We start from the raw sequence: 21627 nt of genomic DNA, 5'->3' as shown, positions 1-21627 counted from the left end.
CCATGCCCGGCCCCGGTTTCCGCATCGCTGCGCTGGATCCCGTCCACGACGGCGCCGAACTGCGCGCGCTGCGTGCCGCGGCCGGCACCGCCGCGGACCCGGCCGACGCCGCCGCGGCGGCGCTGGACACGCTGGGCGACCACCTGGTCGCGCGCAGCGACGACGGCCAGGCGGTGGGCGCGGCCCGGCTCGGCGCGGATCGGCGGATCGCCGCCCTGACCGTGCGGCCGGACTGGCGCGGGCGCGGCGTCGGCAGCGCGCTGCTGCGCGGCCTGATCGAGGAAGCGCAACGCCGGCGCTGGCCGCAACTGGAGCTGCATGCGCCCGCTGCCGCCCTGGCGTTCTGCGCCCGCCACGGCTTCCTGCCGCCGCCGGGCGGCATGGCCGCCACCGCGGAGGCCGTGCCGCTGCGCCGGCGCTTCGACGGCGCCGTGGCGGTGGAGGATGCGGCGATGGCGATCGCCGCCAGCATCGCGGTGCTGGCGCAGGCCCGCCGCCAGGTGCTGATCCATAGCCGCGCGCTGGATCCGGGTCTGTTCGACGATGCGCGCGTACTGGAGCAGGTGCGGCGCTTCGCGGTCGCCGCGCATGCCAAGCAGGTGTGGGTACTGCTGCACGACGCGGCCGCGCCACAGCGCGCCGGCGCGCCCCTGCTGGCCCTGGCACAGCGCTTGCCCAGCGTGTTCCAGTTCCGCGAAGTCAGCGATCCGGTGGACCGCAGCGACGCCAGCGCCTCTCTGGTGAACGAGGGCGGCGGCTACTACTTCCGTGGTCTCGGTCACCGTTACGACGGCGAGACCGACCTGCTCGGCGGTGGCCGCGCGCGGCAGTTGCGCACCGCCTTCGAACGGGTCTGGGAGCGTGCGCGCCCCTGCAGCGAACTGCGCGCCCTGGGTTGGTGAGACCGGACCGGCGCCGCCACGCGCGCCGCGGATGAACCGGGATCGGCCTTTGACCACGCCGAATGCACACCCCGGCTGGTTCATGGGGGTATAATTTTTGCGCTTGATTACGCCCGCGCGGCCCACGCGTCCGCCGGTTCCTACCGCAAGCCACTCCAACAAAGCGACCCGACCCCACCATCGTGGACAATCTACTCAAGCAGTTTGCGCAGTCATCGCAACTCGCCGGCGGCAATGCCGCCTATATCGAAGACCTGTACGAACAGTATCTGGTCTCTCCCGACAGCATCGATCCCAAGTGGAAAACCTACTTCGACGGCTTCCAGGGCCGCGATGCTGGTGACGTCCCCCACTCTGCGGTCATCGCCCACATCGCCAGCGCCGCGCGCCAGGCCGCCAACAGCGGCACCGGCCCGAGCGGCGACGAGCGCGAGCGCCATGTCGGCCGCCTGATCACTGCCTACCGTTCGCGCGGCCACCTCGGCGCGCGCCTGGATCCGCTGGGCCTGACCCCGCCGGTGAACCCGCCGGACCTGGGCCTGCCGTTCCACAGCCTGTCGGAAAGCGATCTGGGCAGCGAGTTCAGCACCGGCGGCCTCGGCGGCCAGCCGCGGATGAAACTGCGCGATCTGCTGTCGCGGCTGAAGGCGACCTACACCGGGTCGATCGGCAGCGAGTTCATGCACATCTCCGAGTTCGAACAGCGCCAGTGGATCTACCAGCGCCTGGAGAACGCGGGCGGCAACATCGCCGGCGACGCCGCCAGCCGCCGCCGCACCCTGGAGCGGATCACCGCCGCCGAGGGCCTGGAGCGCTACCTGCACACCAAGTACGTCGGCCAGAAGCGCTTCTCGCTGGAAGGCGGCGACTCGCTGATCCCGATGATGGACGTGCTGGTGCAGCGCGCCGGCAACGACGCGGTCAAGGACATCGTGGTCGGCATGGCCCACCGCGGCCGCCTCAACGTGCTGGTCAACACCCTGGGCAAGAACCCGCGCAAGCTGTTCGACGAGTTCGAAGGCAAGTTCGAACACGCCCACGACGACCGCGCCCACACCGGCGACGTGAAGTACCACATGGGCTTCTCCGCCGACGTGGCGGTGGCCGACGGCAAGTCGGTGCACCTGGCGCTGGCGTTCAACCCCTCGCACCTTGAAATCGTCGATCCGGTGGTGGTCGGCAGCGTGCGTTCGCGCCAGGAGCGCTACGGCGACGCCGCGCGCAAGTCGGTGCTGCCGGTGATCATCCACGGCGATGCCGCGTTCGCCGGCCAGGGCGTGGTCATGGAGCTGTTCCAGATGTCGCAGGCGCGCGGCTTCGCGGTCGGCGGCACCGTGCACATCGTGGTCAACAACCAGATCGGCTTCACCACCAGCGCCCGCGACGACGCCCGCTCCACGCTGTACTGCACGGACGTGGCGAAGATGATCGGCGCGCCGGTGTTCCATGTGAACGGCGACGATCCGGACGCGGTGGCGTTCGTGGCCAACCTGGCCTACGACTTCCGCCAGCAGTTCAACAAGGACGTGGTCATCGACCTGGTCTGCTACCGCCGCTGGGGCCACAACGAGGCCGACGAGCCGGCGGCCACCCAGCCGGTGATGTACCAGACCATCCGCAAGCACAAGACCACCCGCGAGCTGTACGCCGCCCAGCTGGAAAGCGAGGGCGTGCTGCAGGCCGGCGAGGCCCAGGCGCTGGTCGACAGCTACCGCAACAAGCTCGACTCGGGCGAATACACCACCGAGCTGGCGACCCGCAAGCCGGACGAATTCGCTATCGATTGGTCCAAGTACCTGTCGGGCAAGCTGACGGACAAGGTCGACACCACGGTCAAGCGCAAGACCCTGGACCAGCTGGCCAAGCTCATCACCACCATCCCGGGCGGCGTCGAGCTGCACCCGCGCGTGGCCAAGATCTACGAGGACCGGGTGAAGATGGCCGCCGGCGAACTGCCGGGCGACTGGGGCTTCGCCGAGAACCTGGCCTACGCCACCCTGCTCGGCGAAGGCCACAAGCTGCGCCTGGTCGGCCAGGACGCGGGCCGCGGCACGTTCTTCCACCGCCACGCGATCCTGCACGACCAGAAGACCGACAGCTACTACCTGCCGCTGCGCCAGCTGGTGGAGAACCCGGAAGACGCCACCGTGATCGACTCGCTGCTCAGCGAGGAAGCGGTGATGGGCTTCGAGTACGGCTACTCCACCACCGATCCCAATGCGCTGTGCATCTGGGAAGCGCAGTTCGGCGACTTCGCCAACGGCGCGCAGGTGGTGATCGACCAGTTCATCGCCGCGGGCGAAGCCAAGTGGGGCCGCATCACCGGTCTGGCCCTGTTCCTGCCGCACGGCTACGAAGGCCAGGGCCCGGAGCACAGCTCCGCGCGTCTGGAGCGCTTCCTGCAGCTGTGCGCGCTGGAGAACATGCTGGTCTGCGTGCCGACCACCCCGGCGCAGGCGTTCCACATGATCCGCCGGCAGATGCGCATGTCCACGCGCAAGCCGCTGGTGGTGATGACGCCCAAGTCGCTGCTGCGCCACAAGCTGGCGGTGTCGACCCTGGAAGAACTGGCCGACGGCGAGTTCCAGCACCTGATCCCGGATGCCAAGGCCGACCCGAAGAAGGTCAAGCGCGTGGTCGCCTGCTCGGGCAAGGTCTACTACGACCTGCTCGAGGACCAGACCAAGCGCGGCCAGGACGACGTCGCCATCCTGCGCGTGGAGCAGCTGTACCCGTTCCCGCGCGAGCTGCTGTCGGCCGAACTGAAGCGCTACGGCAATGCCACCGACCTGGTCTGGTGCCAGGAAGAGCCGCAGAACCAGGGCGCCTGGTACCAGATCAAGCACCACCTGCAGGCCTGCCTGGCCGACGGCCAGAGCCTGCACTACGCCGGCCGCGCCCGTTCGCCGTCTCCCGCCGCCGGCCATTTCGCCGAGCACGTGGAAGAGCAGTTGAAGCTGGTCGCCGATGCGCTATTGAATCCGTTCAACGACCAAGTCGCTGAATAATCTCCTTTCACATTCCAAAAAAGACACCACTAGGACGCCCCCTGCAATGGCCACCGAAGTCAAAGTTCCGGTACTGCCCGAATCCGTATCCGACGCCACCATCGCCAGCTGGCACAAGAAGGCCGGCGACGCGGTCAAGCGCGACGAGAACCTGGTGGATCTGGAGACCGACAAGGTCGTGCTGGAAGTGCCCTCGCCCGTCGATGGCGTGCTGAAGGAGATCAAGTTCGAAGCCGGCGCCACCGTGACCAGTTCGCAGTTGCTGGCGATCATCGAGGAAGGCGCCACCGCCGCTGCGGCTCCGGCCGACGCCAAGGTCGCCGAGGCGCCGAAGGCCGAGGCGCCCAAGGCGGCGGCCGCGGAAGCGCCGAAGGCCGCCAAGGCCGACGCGCCGAAGGCCGCTGGCGACGTCTCCAGCCTGCCGCCGGGCGCGCGTTTCAGCGCCATCACCGAGGGCGTGGATCCGTCGCAGGTCGAAGGCACCGGCCGCCGCGGCGCGGTGACCAAGGAAGACATCCTCAACTACGCCAAGAACGGCGGTGCCGGCAAGGCCAGCGGCGCACGTCCGGAAGAGCGCGTGCCGATGACCCGCGTGCGCAAGCGCATCGCCGAACGCCTGATGCAGTCGAAGAACTCGACCGCGATGCTGACCACCTTCAACGAGGTCAACCTGGCCAAGGTCTCGGCCGCGCGCAAGGAACTGCAGGACGAGTTCCAGAAGGCGCACGGCATCAAGCTCGGCTTCATGAGCTTCTTCGTCAAGGCCGCGGCCAACGCGCTGCAGCGCTTCCCGCTGGTCAACGCCTCGATCGACGGCGACGACATCATCTATCACGGCTACAGCGACATCTCCATCGCCGTGTCCACCGACAAGGGCCTGGTCACGCCGGTGCTGCGCAACGTCGAGCGGCAGTCCTTCGCCGACATCGAACAGGGCATCGCCGACTACGCCAAGAAGGCGCGCGACGGCAAGCTGAGCCTGGAAGAACTGCAGGGCGGCACCTTCACCGTGACCAACGGCGGCACCTTCGGCTCGCTGCTGTCGACCCCGATCATCAACCCGCCGCAGAGCGCGATCCTGGGCATGCACGCGATCAAGGAGCGTCCGATCGCCGAGAACGGCCAGGTCGTGATCGCGCCGATGATGTACCTGGCGCTGTCCTACGACCACCGCATCATCGACGGCAAGGACTCGGTGCAGTTCCTGGTCGACATCAAGAACCAGCTGGAAAACCCGGGCCGGATGCTGTTCGGTCTGTGATGAAAGCCGGGATTGGGGATTGGGGATTCGGGATTGGCGCAAGCGCTCCCGTTCCCCGGTGCCCGCTCTTGCGAATCCCCAATCCCCAATTCCTAATCTCGTGAGCGAAGAATGAGCGAACAAGAACAATTCGACGTCGTCGTCATCGGTGCCGGTCCTGCCGGCTATCACGCGGCCATCCGCGCCGCGCAGCTGGGCCTGAAGACCGCGTGCATCGACGCGGCGCTGGGCAAGGACGGCAAGCCGGCGCTGGGCGGTACCTGCCTGCGCGTGGGCTGCATCCCGTCCAAGGCGCTGCTGGACTCCTCGCGCCAGTTCTGGAACATGGGCCACCTGTTCGGCGAGCACGGCATCAGCTTCAAGGATGCCAAGATCGACGTCGCGGCGATGGTCGGCCGCAAGGACAAGATCGTCAAGCAGTTCACCGGCGGCATCGCGATGCTGTTCAAGGCGAACAAGATCACCCCGTACTACGGCTTCGGCGAGCTCCAAGCAAACGCGGGGCAGCCGGGCAACGTGGTCAAGGTCAAGCAGCACGACGGCAGCGAAGTCGAGCTGAAGGGCACCAACGTGATCCTGGCCGCCGGTTCGGATTCGATCGAACTGCCGTTCGCCAAGTTCGACGGCGAGACCATCGTCGACAACGTCGGCGCGCTGGACTTCACCGAGGTGCCCAAGCGCCTGGCCGTGATCGGCGCCGGCGTGATCGGCCTGGAACTGGGCAGCGTGTGGAAGCGCCTGGGCGCCGAGGTCACCATCCTCGAGGCGCTGCCGGACTTCCTGTCCCTGGCCGATGCCGAAGTGGCCAAGACCGCGCTGAAGGAATTCAAGAAGCAGGGCCTGGACATCAAGCTCGGCGCCAAGGTCTCCAAGACCGAGATCACCGGAAAGGGCAAGAAGCAGGAAGTGGTCGTCACCTACGCCGATGGCGAAGGCGAGAAGAGCCTGACCGTGGACAAGCTGCTGGTGGCCGTCGGCCGCCGTGCCGCCACCAAGGGGCTGCTGGCCGACGGCACCGGCGTCAAGGTCAACGAGCGCGGCCAGATCGAGGTCGATGCGCACTGCCACACCGGCGTCGACGGCGTGTGGGCGATCGGCGACTGCGTGCGCGGGCCGATGCTGGCGCATAAGGGCTTCGAGGAAGGCATCGCGGTCGCCGAACTGATCGCCGGCCTGCCCGGCCACGTCAACTTCGACACCATTCCGTGGGTCATCTACACCGAGCCGGAAATCGCCTGGGTCGGCAAGACCGAGCAGCAGCTCAAGGCCGAGGGCGTGCCGTACAAGGCCGGCAGCTTCCCGTTCGCGGCGATCGGCCGTGCGGTGGCGATGGGCGAGCCGGCGGGCTTCGTCAAGGTCATCGCCCACGCCGAGACCGACCGCGTCCTGGGCATGCACCTGGTCGGCGTCGGCGTCTCCGAACTGGTCCACGAAGGCGTGCTGACCATGGAGTTCAACGGCTCGGCCGACGACCTGGCGCGCATCTGCCACGCCCACCCCACCCTGTCCGAAGCGATCCACGACGCGGCCATGGCGGTGAGCAAGCGGGCGATCCATAAGGCCAATTGAGGCTGGGATTGGGGATTTGGGAGTGGGGATTCGCAACAGCGCCCCTCTCCTGCCCCGCCCGGCAGCCGCGCAACGCCGGGCACATGCCCGGCGTTGTGCTTTGCGGATCGCCGCACGCGTGAAGCGATCAAGCGATGACCGGCGCCCGTTCCGGCAGCATCAGCGCCCCGACAAACCCACCGCTTTTACGAATCCCCAATCCCGACTCCCCAATCCCATGAAAAGCATCTGCGTCTACTGCGGCTCCAATGCCGGCAACAAGCCCGCCTACGTCGAACGCGCCACCGCGCTGGGCACGCGCATCGCCGAGCAGGGGCTGCGCCTGGTCTATGGCGGCGGCAATGTCGGCCTGATGGGCACCGTGGCCAATGCGGTGCTCGCCGCCGGCGGCGAGGTCACCGGCGTGATTCCCAAGCAACTGGCCGACTGGGAAGTGGCGCACCGCGGCCTCACCGAGCTGGAGATCGTCGGCTCGATGCACGAACGCAAGTCGCGCATGTTCGACCTGTCCGATGCCTTCGTCGCGCTGCCCGGCGGCTTCGGCACCATGGAAGAAATCTTCGAGATGCTGACCTGGCGCCAGCTCGGCATCGGCAACAAGCCCTGTGCCTTCCTCGACGTGGAAGGCTTCTACGCCCCGCTGATCGGCATGATCGATCGCATGGTGGAGGAACGCTTCCTGCACCCGGACCAGCGCGCCGACCTGTGGTACGGCAGCGACATCGAGACGATGCTGGGCTGGATGCGGGAGTACACGCCGGCGCAGGCGTCGAAATGGATTGACGAAAAGCGCCGCAACGCGCTGCGCTAAGAGCGGCCGATCGGCGGTAAGCACTTGGCGCGTGGCGACGCGTTACGAATTTCGGCGTCTCACTACTCCCGTTGTGCGGCGCGGATCGACGAAAAGCGCCGGAACGCGCTGCGTTGAGAGCATCGGATCAGCGGTTAGCGACTGGCGCGTGGCGACGCGTTATAGATTCCGGCGCCTCACTACTCCCGTGGCGCGGCGCGGCTCGACGAAAAGCACCGCAACGCGTTGCATTGAAACCCAAGGCAGCGTGTCGGCGGCGAGCGCAGGGCCCTCGGTGTCGCGCTTAGGGCACCTCACATGACGACAGGAAGCGCCCTGTAGGAGCGGCTTCAGCCGCGACCGGGCTTTACCGGGAACGCCCGTCGCGGCTGAAGCCGCTCCTACGCGACAAGCGGCGATGGCGAAACCGTCGTTCACTCCAGCGTCCGGGATGACGGAGGCGCGAATCGAACAAACGCGCCGCAATACAGCGAGCTGCGGCCAATGCGCGCGTGCCGACAGCGAGCACCACGCGCATGGCGACGCGCTCCGCATGCGATCGCCTCAAAGCTGTTGCGGCGCGGCGGCCGGGCGCCCGAGCAGATAGCCCTGCCCATAATCGCAGCCCAGTTCGCGCAGGGTCGCCAGTTGTTGTTCGGTCTCGATGCCCTCGCCCACCGTCTCGATGCCCAGCGTGCTGGCCAGGGCGAGGATGCCGCGCACCAGTGCGTGGCTGCCGGTGCTCCCCTCGTCCTGCAGGCCGGCGACGAAGCTCTGGTCGATCTTCAGCACCGAGATCGGGAAGCGGTGCAGGTACGACAGCGCCGAGAAGCCGGTGCCGAAGTCGTCCAGCTGCGCCAGCACGCCGCGCTCGCGCAAGGCCTGCAGGATGGTCAGGGTGCGTGGCGCGTCGTCGAGCAGCGCCACCTCGGTGATTTCCACGCGCAGGCGGCGCGGATCGGCGCCGGCGGTGTCGATCAGCCCGAACAGCCGCTCGGTGAAATCCGGCGAGCGGAAGTGCCGCGGCGAGACGTTGACTGAGACGTAGCCGCCCTCGCTCTGCGCCAGGCGCCGGATCACCTGCGCGTACAGCAGCCAGTCCACCTGCTCGATCAGGCCGCTCTCCTCGCCCAGGTCGATGAACTGGCTCGGCACCAGCAGCCCGCGGCTCTCGTGACGCCAGCGCAACAGGGCTTCGTGGCCGATCACCTCGCCATCGTGCAGGCGCACGATCGGCTGGTAGAACGGCTCGAAGTCGCGGTTGTTGATCGCACGACGCAGGTCCGCCTCCAAATCGAGGCTGCGCAGCGCCGCCTCGCGCATGGCCTCGTCGAACACGACGCAGCGGTCCTGGCTCTGCGCCTTGGCCCGGTACATGGCCGCGTCCGCATCGCGCAGCATCTCCTCGCCGTTGTGGTAGCGCGGATGCCAGGCGGCGATGCCCAGGCTGCCGGACGGAAACAGTTCGCGGCCGGCCACCCACATCGGTTGGCCGAGCACGTGCAGCAGGCGTCGCGCCAGCTCGCGCGCACCATCCAGGCCGTGCTCGCAGGGCGTCAGCACCGCGAACTCGTCGCCGCCCAGGCGCGCCACCACGTCCTGGCCGCGGATCGTGGACACGATGCGCTTGGCCACCTGCACCAGCATCTCGTCGCCGGCAGCGTGGCCGATGCTGTCGTTGACCAGCTTGAACCGGTCCAGGTCCAGGAACAGCACGGCGAAGGTCCTGCCGCCGCCGCGGGCACGCGAGATCGCCTCGCTGAGCCGGTCCAGCAGATGCGAGCGGTTCGGCAAGCCGGTCAGCGCATCGTGCAGCGCCTGATGGGTCAGGCGCTGCTCGGCGCGCCAGCGTTCGGCGATCTGCGCCAGCAACTGCTCGTTGACCTCGGCCAGTTCGCGGGTGCGCTCGTCCACGCGCTGCTCCAGCTCCGCATGCGCCAGCCGCAACCGCTCCTGCGCGCGCTGCCGCGCCAGGCCGCTGCCGACGTTGTGCGCGACGAAGGTCAGCAGGCGCTGGTCGTGCTCGGTGAAGCGCACCTTGGCGACGTAGCTCTGCACCACGATCGCGCCGATTACCTCGCCCTCGTCGAACAGCGGCGCGCCCAGCCAGCTGTAGGGACGCTGGCCGTATTCCTGCACCTCGCCCTGCGCCAGCAAGGCATCGATGTCGGACAGTTCGAGCAGTTGCGGGCGCCGCACCCGCATAACGTATTCGGTCAGGCCGCGGCCGCGGCGCCGTTGCGGCCGGTACGGGGTGAACTCGTCCACCGAATACACGAACTCCAGCATGGTGTCGTCGTCGGACAGCAGGGCGATGTACAGATTGCGTGCGTCGATCAGCCCACCGATGATGGCATGCACCTCGGTGTAGAACTGCTGCAGGCTCTCCGACCGGATCGCCAGCTCGGCGATGCGGAACAGCGCCAACTGCAACATCTCGGCACGCTTGCGCTCCTGGATCTCGTCCTGCAGGTCGCAGTTGGCCCGCTGCAGTTCCTGTGTGCGCAGGTCCACCCGCCGCTCCAGCTGCACCTGCGCGTGGCGCCGGTCCATTGCGGTCTGCACGTGCTGCGCCACGTAGGCCAGCAGCGCGCGGTCGGCATCGGTGTAGCGCAACGCGTAGTCGTAGTTCTGCACCACGATGGCGCCGCACACCCTGCCTTCGCGCAGCATCGGCACGCCGAGCCAGTCGCGACTCTCCGGACCGTGGCCGATGTTGTCGCCCAACTGCAGGCGTTCGCGCACCTGTTCCGACGGCCCGCGCACCGCGCGGCCGTGGCGCAGCAGGGCGAAGGTGAGGCTGTACGGCATGTCGCGCAGGAAGTAGGTCTGCTCCGGATCGGCGACGAAGTCGTCGTGGCGGTCGGAGAAATACAGGAAGCGCATGCTCTGCTGGTCTTCGTCGTACTCGACGATGTAGCAGTTCTCCGCATACATCAGCGATTCCAGCACGGCGTGCACGCGCTGCAGCATCTGGCTCATTTCCAGATCGGCGCCGGCCAGGTCGGCGATCTCGTACAGCGCCTGCTGCAGCTGCTTGGATTTTTCCAGGCCCTCGATGCGCGCGCGCATGCGCTCGGTGTCGAGCAGATTCAGGCCGAAGGCGACCGCGGCATCGCACCAGGCCGCGCGTTGCGCCTCATCCAGGGGGTGCGCCAGTTCCGCGCCGATGGCCACGCAGGCGCCCTCGGCGGTGCGGTGCAGGTGCAGCACGGCCGGCACCGTCGACGGCAGCGGCGCGGTATCGGCCAGCGCCTCCGCGACCAGCGCCTGCAACCACCCCGGCGCATCCGCGCTGGCCCCGTGCAGGCGGCCGACCACGCCGTCGCCGCAGCCGATCGCCACGGCGCTGCCCGGCGGCAGCAGGCCGCACAAGGCCTGCGCCGTGCGGGCGGGAGCATGGCCGCCAGAGGGGTCTTCACGGACGGTGGTGGACGAATTGAACAGCATCGACGACAACTCCTGCAGGGCCCCCCGGAACTGCTCCACGCTCGCCCTTCACATCAGCATACCCGTTGCATGCGCCGATCGACGCCCGCTCGACTCCGAAGTGGCGAGATGGGCGTTTGTCTACAGATGTTGCCCGAACTTCCGCCATCGCCGCCCGCGTCGCGGCTCCCGCCTCCCGACTATGCGCCGGCCCGGGGAACGCTTAGGCTTGCCGCCGTGGACGCCCCGGTCGAAGCGAGCGACGAAGCCCTGATGCTGGCCTACGCGGCCGGCGACGCGCGTGCGTTCGAGACCTTGTACCTGCGTCACCGCGGCCGCCTGTACCAGTACCTGCTGCGGCAGCTGCGCGACCGTGCGCTGGCCGAAGAACTGTTCCAGGACGTGTGGCAGCGGGTGATCGCCGCACGCCTGGAATGGCAGCCGCAGGCCGCGTTCACCACCTGGCTGCTGCGCATCGCCCACAATCGGCTCGGCGACCATTGGCGCGCGGCCAGGCATCGTCCGCCGGCACCGGCCAACGCCGACCTGCGCACGGCCCGCGTGCAGGACCCCGACACCCCGGAGCGGCAATTGTCGGCCTTCGAACAACGGCGCCAACTGCAACTGGCCCTGGATGCGCTTCCCGAGGAGCAACGCGACGTGCTGCTGCTGCGCCTGGAGCAGGAATTGAGCCTGGACGAGATCGGGCAGATCACCGGTGTCGGCCGCGAGACGGTCAAGTCGCGGCTGCGTTATGCGATGGACAAACTGCGCGCGAGGTTGGGCGGATGAGCGCCGACGAACCGCTGACCCCGGAAGAGCGCGCGCTCGCCGAACACTTGCGCCTGGGCCGGCAGGCGCTGCCGCCGCCGGCGCTGGATGCGGCGATCCTGGCCGCCGCGCGCGCGGCGGTCGCGCCGGGTGCCAACGAGATCGCGGAATATCCCAGCAGCGCTGCGGAAAGGGCTCGGGCGCAGACCGCCGCGGCGACGCCCACGCCGATACCGGCACCAGCGTCGGCAACGACCTCTCTCCCCACAGCGCCGCCCCCCGCGCCGCGCGCCGCAGCGCGCTCGCGCTGGCCGACCTGGCTCGGCCTGGCCGCCTCGCTGGTGCTGGTGGCGGGCATCGCCTGGCGCGCGCGCCCGCCGGCGCCCTCCGTGCCGGCCCCCGCACCGGCAGCGGTGCCTGCGCCTGCGCCGGCAGCCGCTCCCACCACCGACGCCAGGCCTGCGCCCGTCGCATCGCCGGCACCTTCCTCAGAGCAGCAGGCGCAGGCCACCGACGCGGCGGCGGCCTCCGAGACAGCAGTTCCCGCCCCTGCGGCCTCGGCGCGTATGGCCACGGAGGCACCTGCCGCACCACTACCGGAGCGTGCACCGCAGGCGCACAAGCCGACGCCCGCGCAGAGCATGACGCCTCCCGCACCAGCGGCCGTGGTGACGCCCGCGGCACCGCCGACCCCGGCCCCACCGCCGCCGGCCATCGCGGCCGACAGCAGCGAGTCGTCTCCGGAACCGGCTACCGAACAGCAAGCCGTCCCTGCCGCGAAGACCTTGCGCGCACCGGCGCGCGCGACAACGGCGCAGGACAGCTTGGCCCGCAGCGCACCCAGCGACAACGCCCGCCAGGCCAAGCTGGCGAACTCCGCGCGCACGCAGGCCAGTGCGGCCGAATCGTCAGATGCCCTCTCGCTGCGCCCATCGACGTCGCCTGCTGCGCCCGCTGCCGCGTTGCCGCAGCCCCTGCCCGCCGCAGCCGCAGTGGAGGTGGCAGTGGAGGCAGACGCGCAGCTGTCGCCACGCCGCTGGCTGCAGCGGATCCGCGAGCGCCGCGACAGCGGCGAACTGGACGCCGCCCGTGCCAGCCTGCTGCGCTTCCAGCGCACACACCCGCACCGCGCGGTGCCCGCCGACCTGCGCAGGCTGTTGCAGGACTGAGCGGCGTGGTGCCGGCGCCTGCGCAGCAGGCCGGCGTCGCGTCTCGTCTACAATGCCGCCGATGCCCGATACGCTCCCGCACCCCGTCAGCCACAGCGTGGAGATCAAGCACAGTCGCTTCCTGGCCCACGCCGCACCGATCGCCGACGCCGGTGCGGCCCTGGCGTTCCTGCAACAGGTGACGGTGGCCGACGCCACCCACAATTGCTGGGCCTACCGCCATGGCGACGAGTACCGCTCCAGCGACGACGGCGAGCCGGCCGGTACCGCCGGCCGCCCGATCCTGGCGGCGATCGACGGCCAGGGCTTCGACCGCGTGGTGGTGGTGGTCACACGCTGGTACGGCGGCATCAAGCTCGGCGCCGGCGGCCTGGTCCGCGCCTACGGCGGCAGCGCCGCAGAATGCCTGCGGCTGGCGCCGCGGCAACCGCTGCTGGCCTTGAGCCTGCTCACCCTGCACTGCGGCTTCGACGACCTGGGCGCGGTGCATGCCGCGCTGAGCGCCTGCGCCGCGGAGAAACTCGATGAACGCTTCGATGCCGGCGGCGCCGAACTGCGCCTGCGCCTGCCCAGCGATCGCGTGGACGCCTTGAAAACCCGCCTGCGCGACGCCACTCGCAATCGTGTCCGCTGTTCGGAACCCGCCCCCGCATGAACACCCCGTCGGCCGACCAGGCCAAGTCGCTGCGCAGACTCGGCAGCCTGCGCACCCTGTGGCCGTTCGTGCGTCGTCGGCGCGGCCTGCTCGTCGCCTGGCTGGTGGCGCTGGCGATCTCCTCCAGCGCCACGCTGAGCCTGCCGGTGGCGGTGCGGCAGATGATCGACCACGGCTTCAGCGACAGCAGCCGCATCAATCAGTCCTTCGCCCTGCTGTTCGCGGTCGCGCTGGTGCTGGCGGTGGCCACCGCCACGCGCTTCTACTTCGTGTCGCTGCTCGGCGAGAAGGTGGTCGCCGATCTGCGCGAACGCCTGTACACGCATCTGATCGGCCTGCATGCCGGCTTCCACGACCGCAACCGCAGCGGCGAACTGGTCTCGCGCCTGTCCGCCGACAGCGAACTGCTGCGCGGGGTGATCGGCAGCACCATGTCGGTGGCGTTGCGCAGCACGGTCACGGCGATCGGCAGCGTGGTGATGCTGTGCGTCACCAGCCCGCATCTGGCCGCCTATACCCTGCTCGGCATCCCGCTGGCGGTCTTGCCGATCGTGCTCGGCGCGCGGCGGCTGCAGAAGATCTCGCGCGCCAGCCAGGATCGCGTCGCCGACGCCAACACCCTGGCCGCCGAGACCCTGGGCGCGGTGCGCACGGTGCAGGCGTATGCGCGCGAAAGGTACGAACGCGGCCGCTTCGGCGAGGCGCTTGCGCAGACCGTGGCGGTGGCGCGACGCCGGGTCGGCGCGCAGGCAGTGATCACCGCCGCCGCGATCGTGCTGATCTTCGGCGCCATCGTGCTGGTGCTGTGGTCGGGCGCGCACGAAGTGGCCGCCGGCGAACTCAGCGCCGGCGCGCTCGGCCAGTTCGTGCTGTACGCCATGTTCGGCGGCGGCTCGGTCGCCTCGCTGGCCGAAGTCTGGAACGACCTGCAGCGCGCGGCCGGTGGCATGGGCCGCATCGCCGAACTGTTTCAGGAACGCCCCGAAATCGTCGCGCCGGCGCAGCCGCTTGCGCTGCCGCAGCCGCTGCGCGGCGAGGTGCGCTTCGACAACGTCAGCTTCCGCTATCCGCAGCGCCCAGACCACCCGGCGCTGGACGGCTTCGATCTGCACGTGCGGCCCGGCGAGAGCGTGGCGCTGGTCGGCCCCTCCGGCGCCGGCAAGAGCACGGTGCTGGCGCTGCTGATGCGCTTCCACGATCCGCAATCGGGCAGCGTGCAGGTGGACGGCCGCGACCTGCGCACATTGGATCCATCGCAGCTGCGCGAGGCGATCGGGCTGGTGCCGCAGCACCCGACCCTGTTCGCCGCCAGCGCCGCCGACAACATCCGCTACGGCCGGCTCGAGGCCAGCGAGGCCGAGGTCGAGGCCGCGGCGCGCGCGGCCGAAGCCGATGCGTTCCTGCGACAGTTGCCCGACGGCTACGCCAGCGAACTGGGCGAGCGCGGCGCACGCCTGTCCGGCGGCCAGCAGCAGCGCATCGCCATCGCCCGCGCCCTGCTCAAGGACGCGCCGATCCTGCTGCTGGACGAAGCCACCAGCGCCCTGGACGCGCAGAGCGAAAATGCCGTGCAGCATGCGCTGGAGCGGCTGATGGCCGGACGCACCACCCTGGTGATCGCGCACCGCCTGGCCACCGTGCTCAAGGCCGACCGCATCGTGGTGATGGACCACGGCCGCATCGTCGCGCAGGGCACCCACGCCGAGCTGCTGGCGCAGGACGGGCTGTACGCGGAACTCGCTCGCCTGCAGTTCATCGACTGAGCACGCCGCGCTAACGGGGGCGGGACTACGGTCGAGCCGCGTCTGCTGCGGTCCGCGCGTGTCGCGGCCATCGCGGCGCGTCCCGCATTGATGCAGCGTTCGACAGGAGGCTCCCGATGTCCTTTCGCCAATTGCCTGCCCTCGGTCCCGACGGCGAGGCCTATCTGATCACCGAGTTCCAGGACGATGCGCCGCGCCAGCAGCAGGCGCAGCACGACCCGCACGTCGACAGCGGACTGCGCTACGAACTGGCTGACGGCCGCAAACTGATCCGCCGCGGCCAGCAGTTCGTCACCACCGGCGGCGAACTGACCCTGACCGCCGTCTAGCGCTACGGCCTCGCGCTGTGGTCGCGCCCCGTCATCGCCTCTGGCGTTCGGGGCGCTGGCGACGCGCTGATCATTTTTTCGCCAGGTGACTTGACAGGCCCACCACGCAAGGCGCGCCGATGGTTATCCACATGTTTGCGCCGTGACCATCCACATGCGCTGTGGATGGATTGCGGGGTGGGTCGTCCGTCGGGTGATCCCACGTGGTTCAGGCTGCACGGTCGCGGCTGAAGCCGCTCCTACGGCAGCGTAGAGGTCGTCGGGTCCTTGTAGGAGCGGCTTCAGCCGCGACCGTGAACCCGAGAAATCGCGCAATCGACAATCACCGCGCAACTCAACCCACCAGCACCCGCCCAATCCCGCTGGCATCGATTTCCGCCGCAGCGGCACGCACCGCCGCTGCGTCGCTGCCCGGATCGAAGCCGAGCCGGAAATGCAGTTCGCCCGCCTGCGTGCGCGAAGAATGGATCGAGGCCAGGTTGACGCCATGGCGTTCGAACACGTGCAACAGCGCGCGCAGCGAGCCGGCGCGGTCCTCGGGCAGATACACGCTGAGCGTCATCTGCTCGGTCAGATCGGCCAGCAGGTATCCCACCCGCTCGTAGCTGTAGTTGCCCTGGGCGATCGCCGCCTCACCCAGCGCCTGGCGGTTGGCGTCGAGGAACTCCGCGCGGAACTGCGCACGTGCCGCATCGTCGCCGCGGCCGACCTGGTCGCGCAGCCGCGACAGCTGCGCGATCAGTCCATCGAGCACGCTACCGACATGCGGATTGCCGAACTGAATGTCTTCGTAGATGGCAGGATTCAGGGCCAGGATGCGCGCGATGATCGCGGTGTCCAGTTCGAACGAGGCCGAGCGGTATGGCAGCAAGGCCTGCAACGGCCCCAACGCTGGCGCATGCTCGCGCAGCACGCCGGCCTGGGCCAGGTGCGTGGCATGGACCATCGCCTGCACCAGCGCCATCACCCGGTCGTGGTGCTCGGGCGTGGTGCGCACGCACTCGCCTTCCAGCGCCGTGCACATGCGCTGCAGCCAGGGCTGCCACTGCGCCACCCGCGCCTCGCAGACCACCAGCACGCGGCCCTTGAGCGTGGGCGACTTCGGCGGCGCCGTCATCGGATGCAGCCCGGCCACTTCCGCCTGCGAGGCCAGCATCGCCGCCACCGGCGCGGCCTTGACCGAGGTGACGTCCAGCCACAGCTGGCCGCGTTCGCGGCCGCCGGCGCGCTGCACGTACTCGCCGATCAGCGCCGGCGTGTGCCGGATCGGGGCGGAGAAGATCAGCACCTGCGCCTGTTGCAGCAGCGCCTCCGGCGCCAGCGACTGCGGGTCTGCCGGGTCGTGGCCGATCACCTCCAACTGCATGCGCTCGCGGAAGAAGCGGCTTAGCCAGCGGCCATAGGCGCCGGCACTGCCGACGATGCCGACGACCGGGCGCAGACTCACGCCAGGCGCTCGGCGACGAAGCGCAGCGGCGTCGCCAGCGCGGCCGGCGCCGCTGCCAGCACGTCCAGTTCTTCCACATCCGCGGCCAGGGTCGCCTCCAGCGCCGCATGCACGCCGGCGATGGCGCGGCCGATCGCCGCTTCGAAACTGTCGCCGCGCAGCAGGAACGCCACCAGCAGCGCCATCAGCACATCGCCGGTGCCGGCCACGTCCACCGGCAGCAGCGGCGAGCACCAGCGATAGACCGCCTCGCGGCTCACCGCCAGCGTCACCAGTTGCCCGGCATCGCCGCCGACGCTGTGGGCGAGCACCCACTGCGGGCCGCGCGCCAGCAACACGCGCGCCGCGGCGATCGCCTCGTCCTGGGCCAGCGCCGGCATGCCGGTCAGGCGGCCGAGTTCGAATGCATTCGGCGTCACCAGCCACGCACGCGGCAACAGGCGCTCGGCGAAGATCGCTTCCAGTCCCGGTTCCACGTAGGGACCGGTATGCGTATCGCCGATCACCGGGTCCAGGCAGTAGCGCAGCGTCGGGCACTGCGGCAGCGTGGCGTCGAGCCAGTCGGCGAAGGCGGCGCCATTGCCGACGCTGCCGAAGTAGCCGGACACCAGCATGCGCGCGCGTTGCGGCAGGCCGCGTTCGCTGGCGCCGAGCAGCAGGTCGGCGAACCAGTCCGACGGCAGCACCTTGCCGCGCAAGGTCGCGTAGAACGGCGCATTGCTCAGCAGCGTGGTCGGAATCTCCGCCACGCGCAGGCCCAGCGCGCGCAACGGCGGCACTGCCGCGCTGTTGCCGGCGTGGCCGTAGACGAGTTGCGACTGCACGGAAATGACGTCGACCGGCACCGGCCCGTCGGGTCGCTGGCGGCGACCATGGATGAGATGACTGGCGGCGGAACTGTCGGCGGGAGTGTTCATCGCCGTAGTGTAGCGCCGGCGCAATGACGCCCAGCGGCGCGCGCATCCGTGGCGTTGCGAGGCTTTCAGCAACAACGGCCTCAGCTGCGACGCTCCGACGAGAAAGCGTCGCGGCTGAAGCCGCTTCTACAACGGGGGCCAGGATGCGGGAAAAAGCCCACGCATCCGGAATCTAAAGTTTCCATTTCCGCTCTGCTCAGCGAGCAGAACATTCCAGCGTAGGAGCGGCTTCAGCCGCGACGCTTTGGCGATAACGCATCGGGGCTGAAGCCCCTTCCACAAAAAAACACTGCGACGCGGAACAACACCGGGAACATCCAAGACCCCGGCTTTCAATAGCCGCAGGCTGGCCATCCCGAATCCCGAATCACCAATCCCGAATCCCAGCCTTACGACGTCATCCGATCCCAGAACCCCTTCACCCCATCGATGAAGGTCGCCGACTTGGGCGAATGCTTGCGCGCGTCCTCGCCGGTGAAGGTGGCCTCGAACTGCTCCAGCAGCTTGCGCTGGTCGGCAGTGAGGTTGACCGGCGTCTCCACCACCACCCGGCAGTACAGGTCGCCTTCGCTGCGGCTGCGCACCGAACGCACGCCCTTGCCGCGCAGGCGGAACAGCTTGCCGGTCTGGGTCTCGGCCGGAATGCGGATCTCCGCCTCGCCGCCGAGGGTGGCCACGCGCACGGTGTCGCCCAGGGCCGCCTGCGAGATGCGGATCGGCACCTCGCAGTGCAGATCGTCGCCGTCGCGCTGGAAGATCGGATGCTCACGCACCCGCACTTCCACGTACAGATCGCCTGGCGGGGTGCCGGCCGGACCCGCTTCGCCCTCACCCGACAGGCGGATGCGGTCGCCATTGTCGACGCCGGCGGGGATCTTCACCGACAGCACCTTGGTCTCTTCCACGCGCCCGGCGCCATGGCACACGCCGCACGGGTTCTGCACGGTCTGGCCGCGGCCGGCACAATGCGGGCAGGTCTGCTGCATGGCGAAGATGCCGCGCTGGATACGAACCTGGCCGCGCCCGTGGCAGGTCACGCAGGTCTCGACCTTGCCGTCCTCCGAGCCGCTGCCGTGGCAGTGCTCGCATTCGCTCAGGGTCGGAATCTCGATGCGGCGCTCGATGCCGGCCACCGCTTCTTCCAGGTCCAACTCCAGCACGTAGCCGATGTCGGCGCCACGCCGCGGCGCGCGCCCGCCACCACCACCGGCGCCACCGAAGATGTTGCCGAAGATGTCGCCGAAGATGTCGCCCATGTCCGGGCCGCCAGGGCCGCCGCCCATCCCGCCCATGCCGTGCTCGAACGCGGCGTGGCCGTGCGCGTCGTACATGCGCCGGCGGTTGCCATCGGACAGCACCTCATAGGCTTCCTTGCATTCCTTGAACGCGGCCTCGGCGGCGTGGTCGCCGGGATTGCGGTCCGGGTGGAACTTCATCGCGCAACGGCGATAGGCCTTCTTCAGCTCGTCGTCGCTGGCGGTGCGGGCCACACCCAGCACTTCGTAATAGTCGCGTTTGCTCATGGGGCGGGGATTCGAGATTCGGGAGTCGAGATTCGTTCAACGCAAAAGCGGAGAGCCTCGGCTCTTCCGCTTCTGCAAGCACTGCATGGACAGGGAACGGGAGCAGAGACCGCAAGGCGACGCCTTGCGCATCCCCAATCCCCAATCCCCGATCCCGGCCTTACTTCTTGTCGTCCTTGACCTCGGTGAACTCGGCGTCGACCACGTCGTCGGACTGGGCCGAGGACGCATGCGCGCCGCCGGCGTTGCCGCCCGGCTGCTGCTCGCCCGCCGCCGCGGCCGCGTACAGCGACTGACCGGCCTCTTCCAGCGCCTTGGTCTTGGCCTCGATCTGGCCCTTGTCGTCGCCCTTCATCGCGGTTTCCAGGTCCGCCAGCGCCGACTCGACCTTGCCGATCACGTCGCCGCCGACCTTGCTGCCGTGCTCGGTGATCGCGCTGCGGGTGGCGTGGATCAGGCCGTCGGCCTGGTTGCGCGCCTGCACCAGCTCGTGGAACTTCTTGTCTTCCTCGCGGTTGGCTTCCGCGTCGGCGACCATCCGCTGGATCTCGTCGTCCGACAGACCGGAACCGGCCTTGATCTCGACCTTCTGTTCCTTGTTGGTCTTCTTGTCCTTGGCCGACACGTGCAGGATGCCGTTGGCGTCGATGTCGAAGGACACCTCCACCTGCGGCAGGCCGCGCGGCGCCGGCTCGATGCCGGACAGGTCGAACTTGGCCAGCGACTTGTTGTAGCGGGCCTGTTCGCGCTCGCCCTGCAGCACGTGCACGGTCACCGCCGACTGGTTGTCCTCGGCGGTGGAGAACACCTGCGAGGCCTTGGTCGGGATGGTGGTGTTCTTCTCGATGATCTTGGTGAACACGCCGCCCAGGGTCTCGATGCCCAGGCTCAGCGGGGTCACGTCGAGCAGCAGCACGTCCTTGACGTCGCCGGCCAGCACGCCGCCCTGGATCGCGGCGCCCAGCGCCACGGCCTCGTCGGGGTTGACGTCCTTGCGCGGCTCCTTGCCGAAGAACTCGGCCACCGCCTGCTGCACCTTCGGCATGCGGGTCTGCCCACCGACCAGGATCACCTCGGTGATGTCGCTGGCGCGCAGGCCGGCGTCGTTCAGCGCGGTGCGGCACGGGTCGATGGTGCGCTTGACCAGGTCCTCCACCAGCGCCTCGAGCTTGGCCCGGGTCAGCTTGATGTTGAGGTGCTTCGGGCCCGACGCGTCGGCGGTGACGTACGGCAGGTTGACTTCGGTCTGCTGCGAGGACGACAGCTCGATCTTGGCGCGCTCGGCGGCGTCCTTCAGGCGCTGCAGCGCCAGCGGATCCTTGCGCAGGTCGATGCCCTGATCCTTGTTGAACTCTTCCACCAGGTAGTCGATGACGCGTTTGTCGAAGTCTTCGCCGCCCAGGAAGGTGTCGCCGTTGGTGGCCAGCACTTCGAACTGCTTCTCGCCGTCGACGTTGGCGATCTCGATGATCGACACGTCGAAGGTGCCGCCGCCCAGGTCGTACACCGCGATCTTGCGGTCGCCGCCCTGGCCCTTGTCCAGGCCGTAGGCCAGCGCCGCGGCGGTCGGCTCGTTGATGATGCGCTTGACGTCCAGGCCGGCGATGCGGCCGGCGTCCTTGGTCGCCTGGCGCTGGCTGTCGTTGAAGTACGCCGGCACGGTGATGACCGCCTCGGTGACGGTCTCGCCCAGGAACGCCTCGGCGGTCTTCTTCATCTTCTCCAGCACCTGCGCGGAGATTTCCTGCGAGGCCAGCTTGCGGCCGTCGGCGGTGGCCACCCAGGCGTCGCCGTTGTCGTGCTGGACGATGCCGTACGGGACCAGGCCGATGTCCTTCTGCACCTCGGCGTCGGTGAACTTGCGGCCGATCAGGCGCTTGACTGCATAGAAGGTGTTCTTGGGGTTGGTGACGGCCTGGCGCTTGGCCGAGGCGCCCACCAACACTTCGCCGTCCTTGGTGTAGGCGACGATCGAAGGCGTGGTGCGGTCACCCTCGGAATTCTCGATGACGCGGGCCTTGCCGCCGTCCATGATCGCCACGCACGAGTTGGTCGTGCCCAGGTCGATGCCGATGATCTTGCCCATTGCAATGA

15 protein-coding genes are annotated in these 21627 nt (G+C 69.0%); 10 read left to right on the top strand and 5 right to left on the bottom strand.

Features of this window, described 5'->3' with window-relative positions:
• The first annotated feature begins 2 nt into the window (after positions 1-2).
• The 5 genes from GGR66_RS06775 to GGR66_RS06755 all read left to right on the top strand — a co-directional run bounded on the left by GGR66_RS06775 (position 3) and on the right by GGR66_RS06755 (position 7551).
• A complete protein-coding gene (locus GGR66_RS06775) occupies positions 3-902 on the top strand; it encodes a GNAT family N-acetyltransferase (protein WP_184447728.1) in 900 nt (299 codons plus the stop codon).
• A 182-nt stretch (positions 903-1084) separates the two neighbouring features.
• Positions 1085-3910, top strand: a complete 2826-nt coding sequence (locus tag GGR66_RS06770) for a 2-oxoglutarate dehydrogenase E1 component (protein ID WP_160970481.1) — start codon at positions 1085-1087, stop codon at positions 3908-3910.
• 46 nt (positions 3911-3956) lie between these two features.
• The gene (gene sucB, locus GGR66_RS06765; protein ID WP_184447727.1) at positions 3957-5171 is read left to right on the top strand and encodes a dihydrolipoyllysine-residue succinyltransferase; all 1215 of its coding nucleotides are present in this window, start codon (positions 3957-3959) and stop codon (positions 5169-5171) included.
• Between the two features lie 111 nt (positions 5172-5282).
• Positions 5283-6740: a dihydrolipoyl dehydrogenase gene (gene lpdA, locus GGR66_RS06760; RefSeq protein WP_184447726.1), complete on the top strand. Its 1458-nt coding sequence runs from the start codon at positions 5283-5285 to the stop codon at positions 6738-6740.
• Between the two features lie 217 nt (positions 6741-6957).
• Positions 6958-7551 (top strand): TIGR00730 family Rossman fold protein, encoded by a 594-nt coding sequence (locus GGR66_RS06755; RefSeq protein WP_184447725.1) that lies wholly within the window; start codon positions 6958-6960, stop codon positions 7549-7551.
• Between the two features lie 543 nt (positions 7552-8094).
• Here GGR66_RS06755 and GGR66_RS06750 read toward each other — a convergent pair.
• Entirely contained in the window at positions 8095-10980 is a 2886-nt protein-coding gene (locus GGR66_RS06750) for an EAL domain-containing protein (protein WP_184447724.1), read from the bottom strand.
• 216 nt (positions 10981-11196) lie between these two features.
• Here GGR66_RS06750 and GGR66_RS06745 point away from each other — a divergent pair, with 216 nt between their 5' ends.
• From GGR66_RS06745 to GGR66_RS06725, 5 genes are all read left to right on the top strand, one after another.
• Entirely contained in the window at positions 11197-11751 is a 555-nt protein-coding gene (locus tag GGR66_RS06745) for an RNA polymerase sigma factor (RefSeq protein ID WP_184447723.1), read from the top strand.
• Positions 11748-12899, top strand: a complete 1152-nt coding sequence (locus tag GGR66_RS06740) for a hypothetical protein (protein WP_184447722.1) — start codon at positions 11748-11750, stop codon at positions 12897-12899. Before GGR66_RS06745 ends, GGR66_RS06740 begins: the two co-directional genes overlap by 4 nt.
• Before the next feature lie 61 nt (positions 12900-12960).
• Entirely contained in the window at positions 12961-13554 is a 594-nt protein-coding gene (locus GGR66_RS06735) for a YigZ family protein (protein WP_053069767.1), read from the top strand.
• Positions 13551-15317 carry an ABC transporter transmembrane domain-containing protein gene (locus tag GGR66_RS06730; protein ID WP_160970467.1) on the top strand — a complete coding sequence of 589 codons (1767 nt, stop codon included), beginning with the start codon at positions 13551-13553 and terminating at the stop codon, positions 15315-15317. Before GGR66_RS06735 ends, GGR66_RS06730 begins: the two co-directional genes overlap by 4 nt.
• Before the next feature lie 116 nt (positions 15318-15433).
• Positions 15434-15646 (top strand): hypothetical protein, encoded by a 213-nt coding sequence (locus tag GGR66_RS06725; protein WP_184447721.1) that lies wholly within the window; start codon positions 15434-15436, stop codon positions 15644-15646.
• 334 nt (positions 15647-15980) lie between these two features.
• Here GGR66_RS06725 and GGR66_RS06720 read toward each other — a convergent pair whose 3' ends face one another.
• The 4 genes from GGR66_RS06720 to dnaK form a co-directional block, all read right to left on the bottom strand.
• Positions 15981-17093, bottom strand: a complete 1113-nt coding sequence (locus GGR66_RS06720) for a prephenate dehydrogenase (RefSeq protein WP_160970465.1) — start codon at positions 17091-17093, stop codon at positions 15981-15983.
• Positions 17090-18010, bottom strand: coding sequence for a pyridoxal kinase (pdxY, locus tag GGR66_RS06715; RefSeq protein ID WP_184447720.1), 921 nt, complete (start codon positions 18008-18010; stop codon positions 17090-17092). Before pdxY ends, GGR66_RS06720 begins: the two co-directional genes overlap by 4 nt.
• A 389-nt stretch (positions 18011-18399) precedes the next feature.
• Positions 18400-19533 (bottom strand): molecular chaperone DnaJ, encoded by a 1134-nt coding sequence (gene dnaJ / locus GGR66_RS06710; protein ID WP_184447719.1) that lies wholly within the window; start codon positions 19531-19533, stop codon positions 18400-18402.
• 160 nt (positions 19534-19693) lie between these two features.
• A complete protein-coding gene (gene dnaK, locus GGR66_RS06705; protein ID WP_160956964.1) occupies positions 19694-21619 on the bottom strand; it encodes a molecular chaperone DnaK in 1926 nt (641 codons plus the stop codon).
• Positions 21620-21627 lie beyond the last annotated feature (8 nt).

It is taken from the genome of Xanthomonas sp. 3498 (assembly GCF_014199795.1).
In the GTDB taxonomy this organism is placed as follows: Bacteria; Pseudomonadota; Gammaproteobacteria; order Xanthomonadales; family Xanthomonadaceae; genus Xanthomonas_A; species Xanthomonas_A rydalmerensis.
The sequence above is the reverse complement of the archived record's forward strand: the minus strand, read 5'-3'. Positions and strand labels throughout refer to the sequence as shown.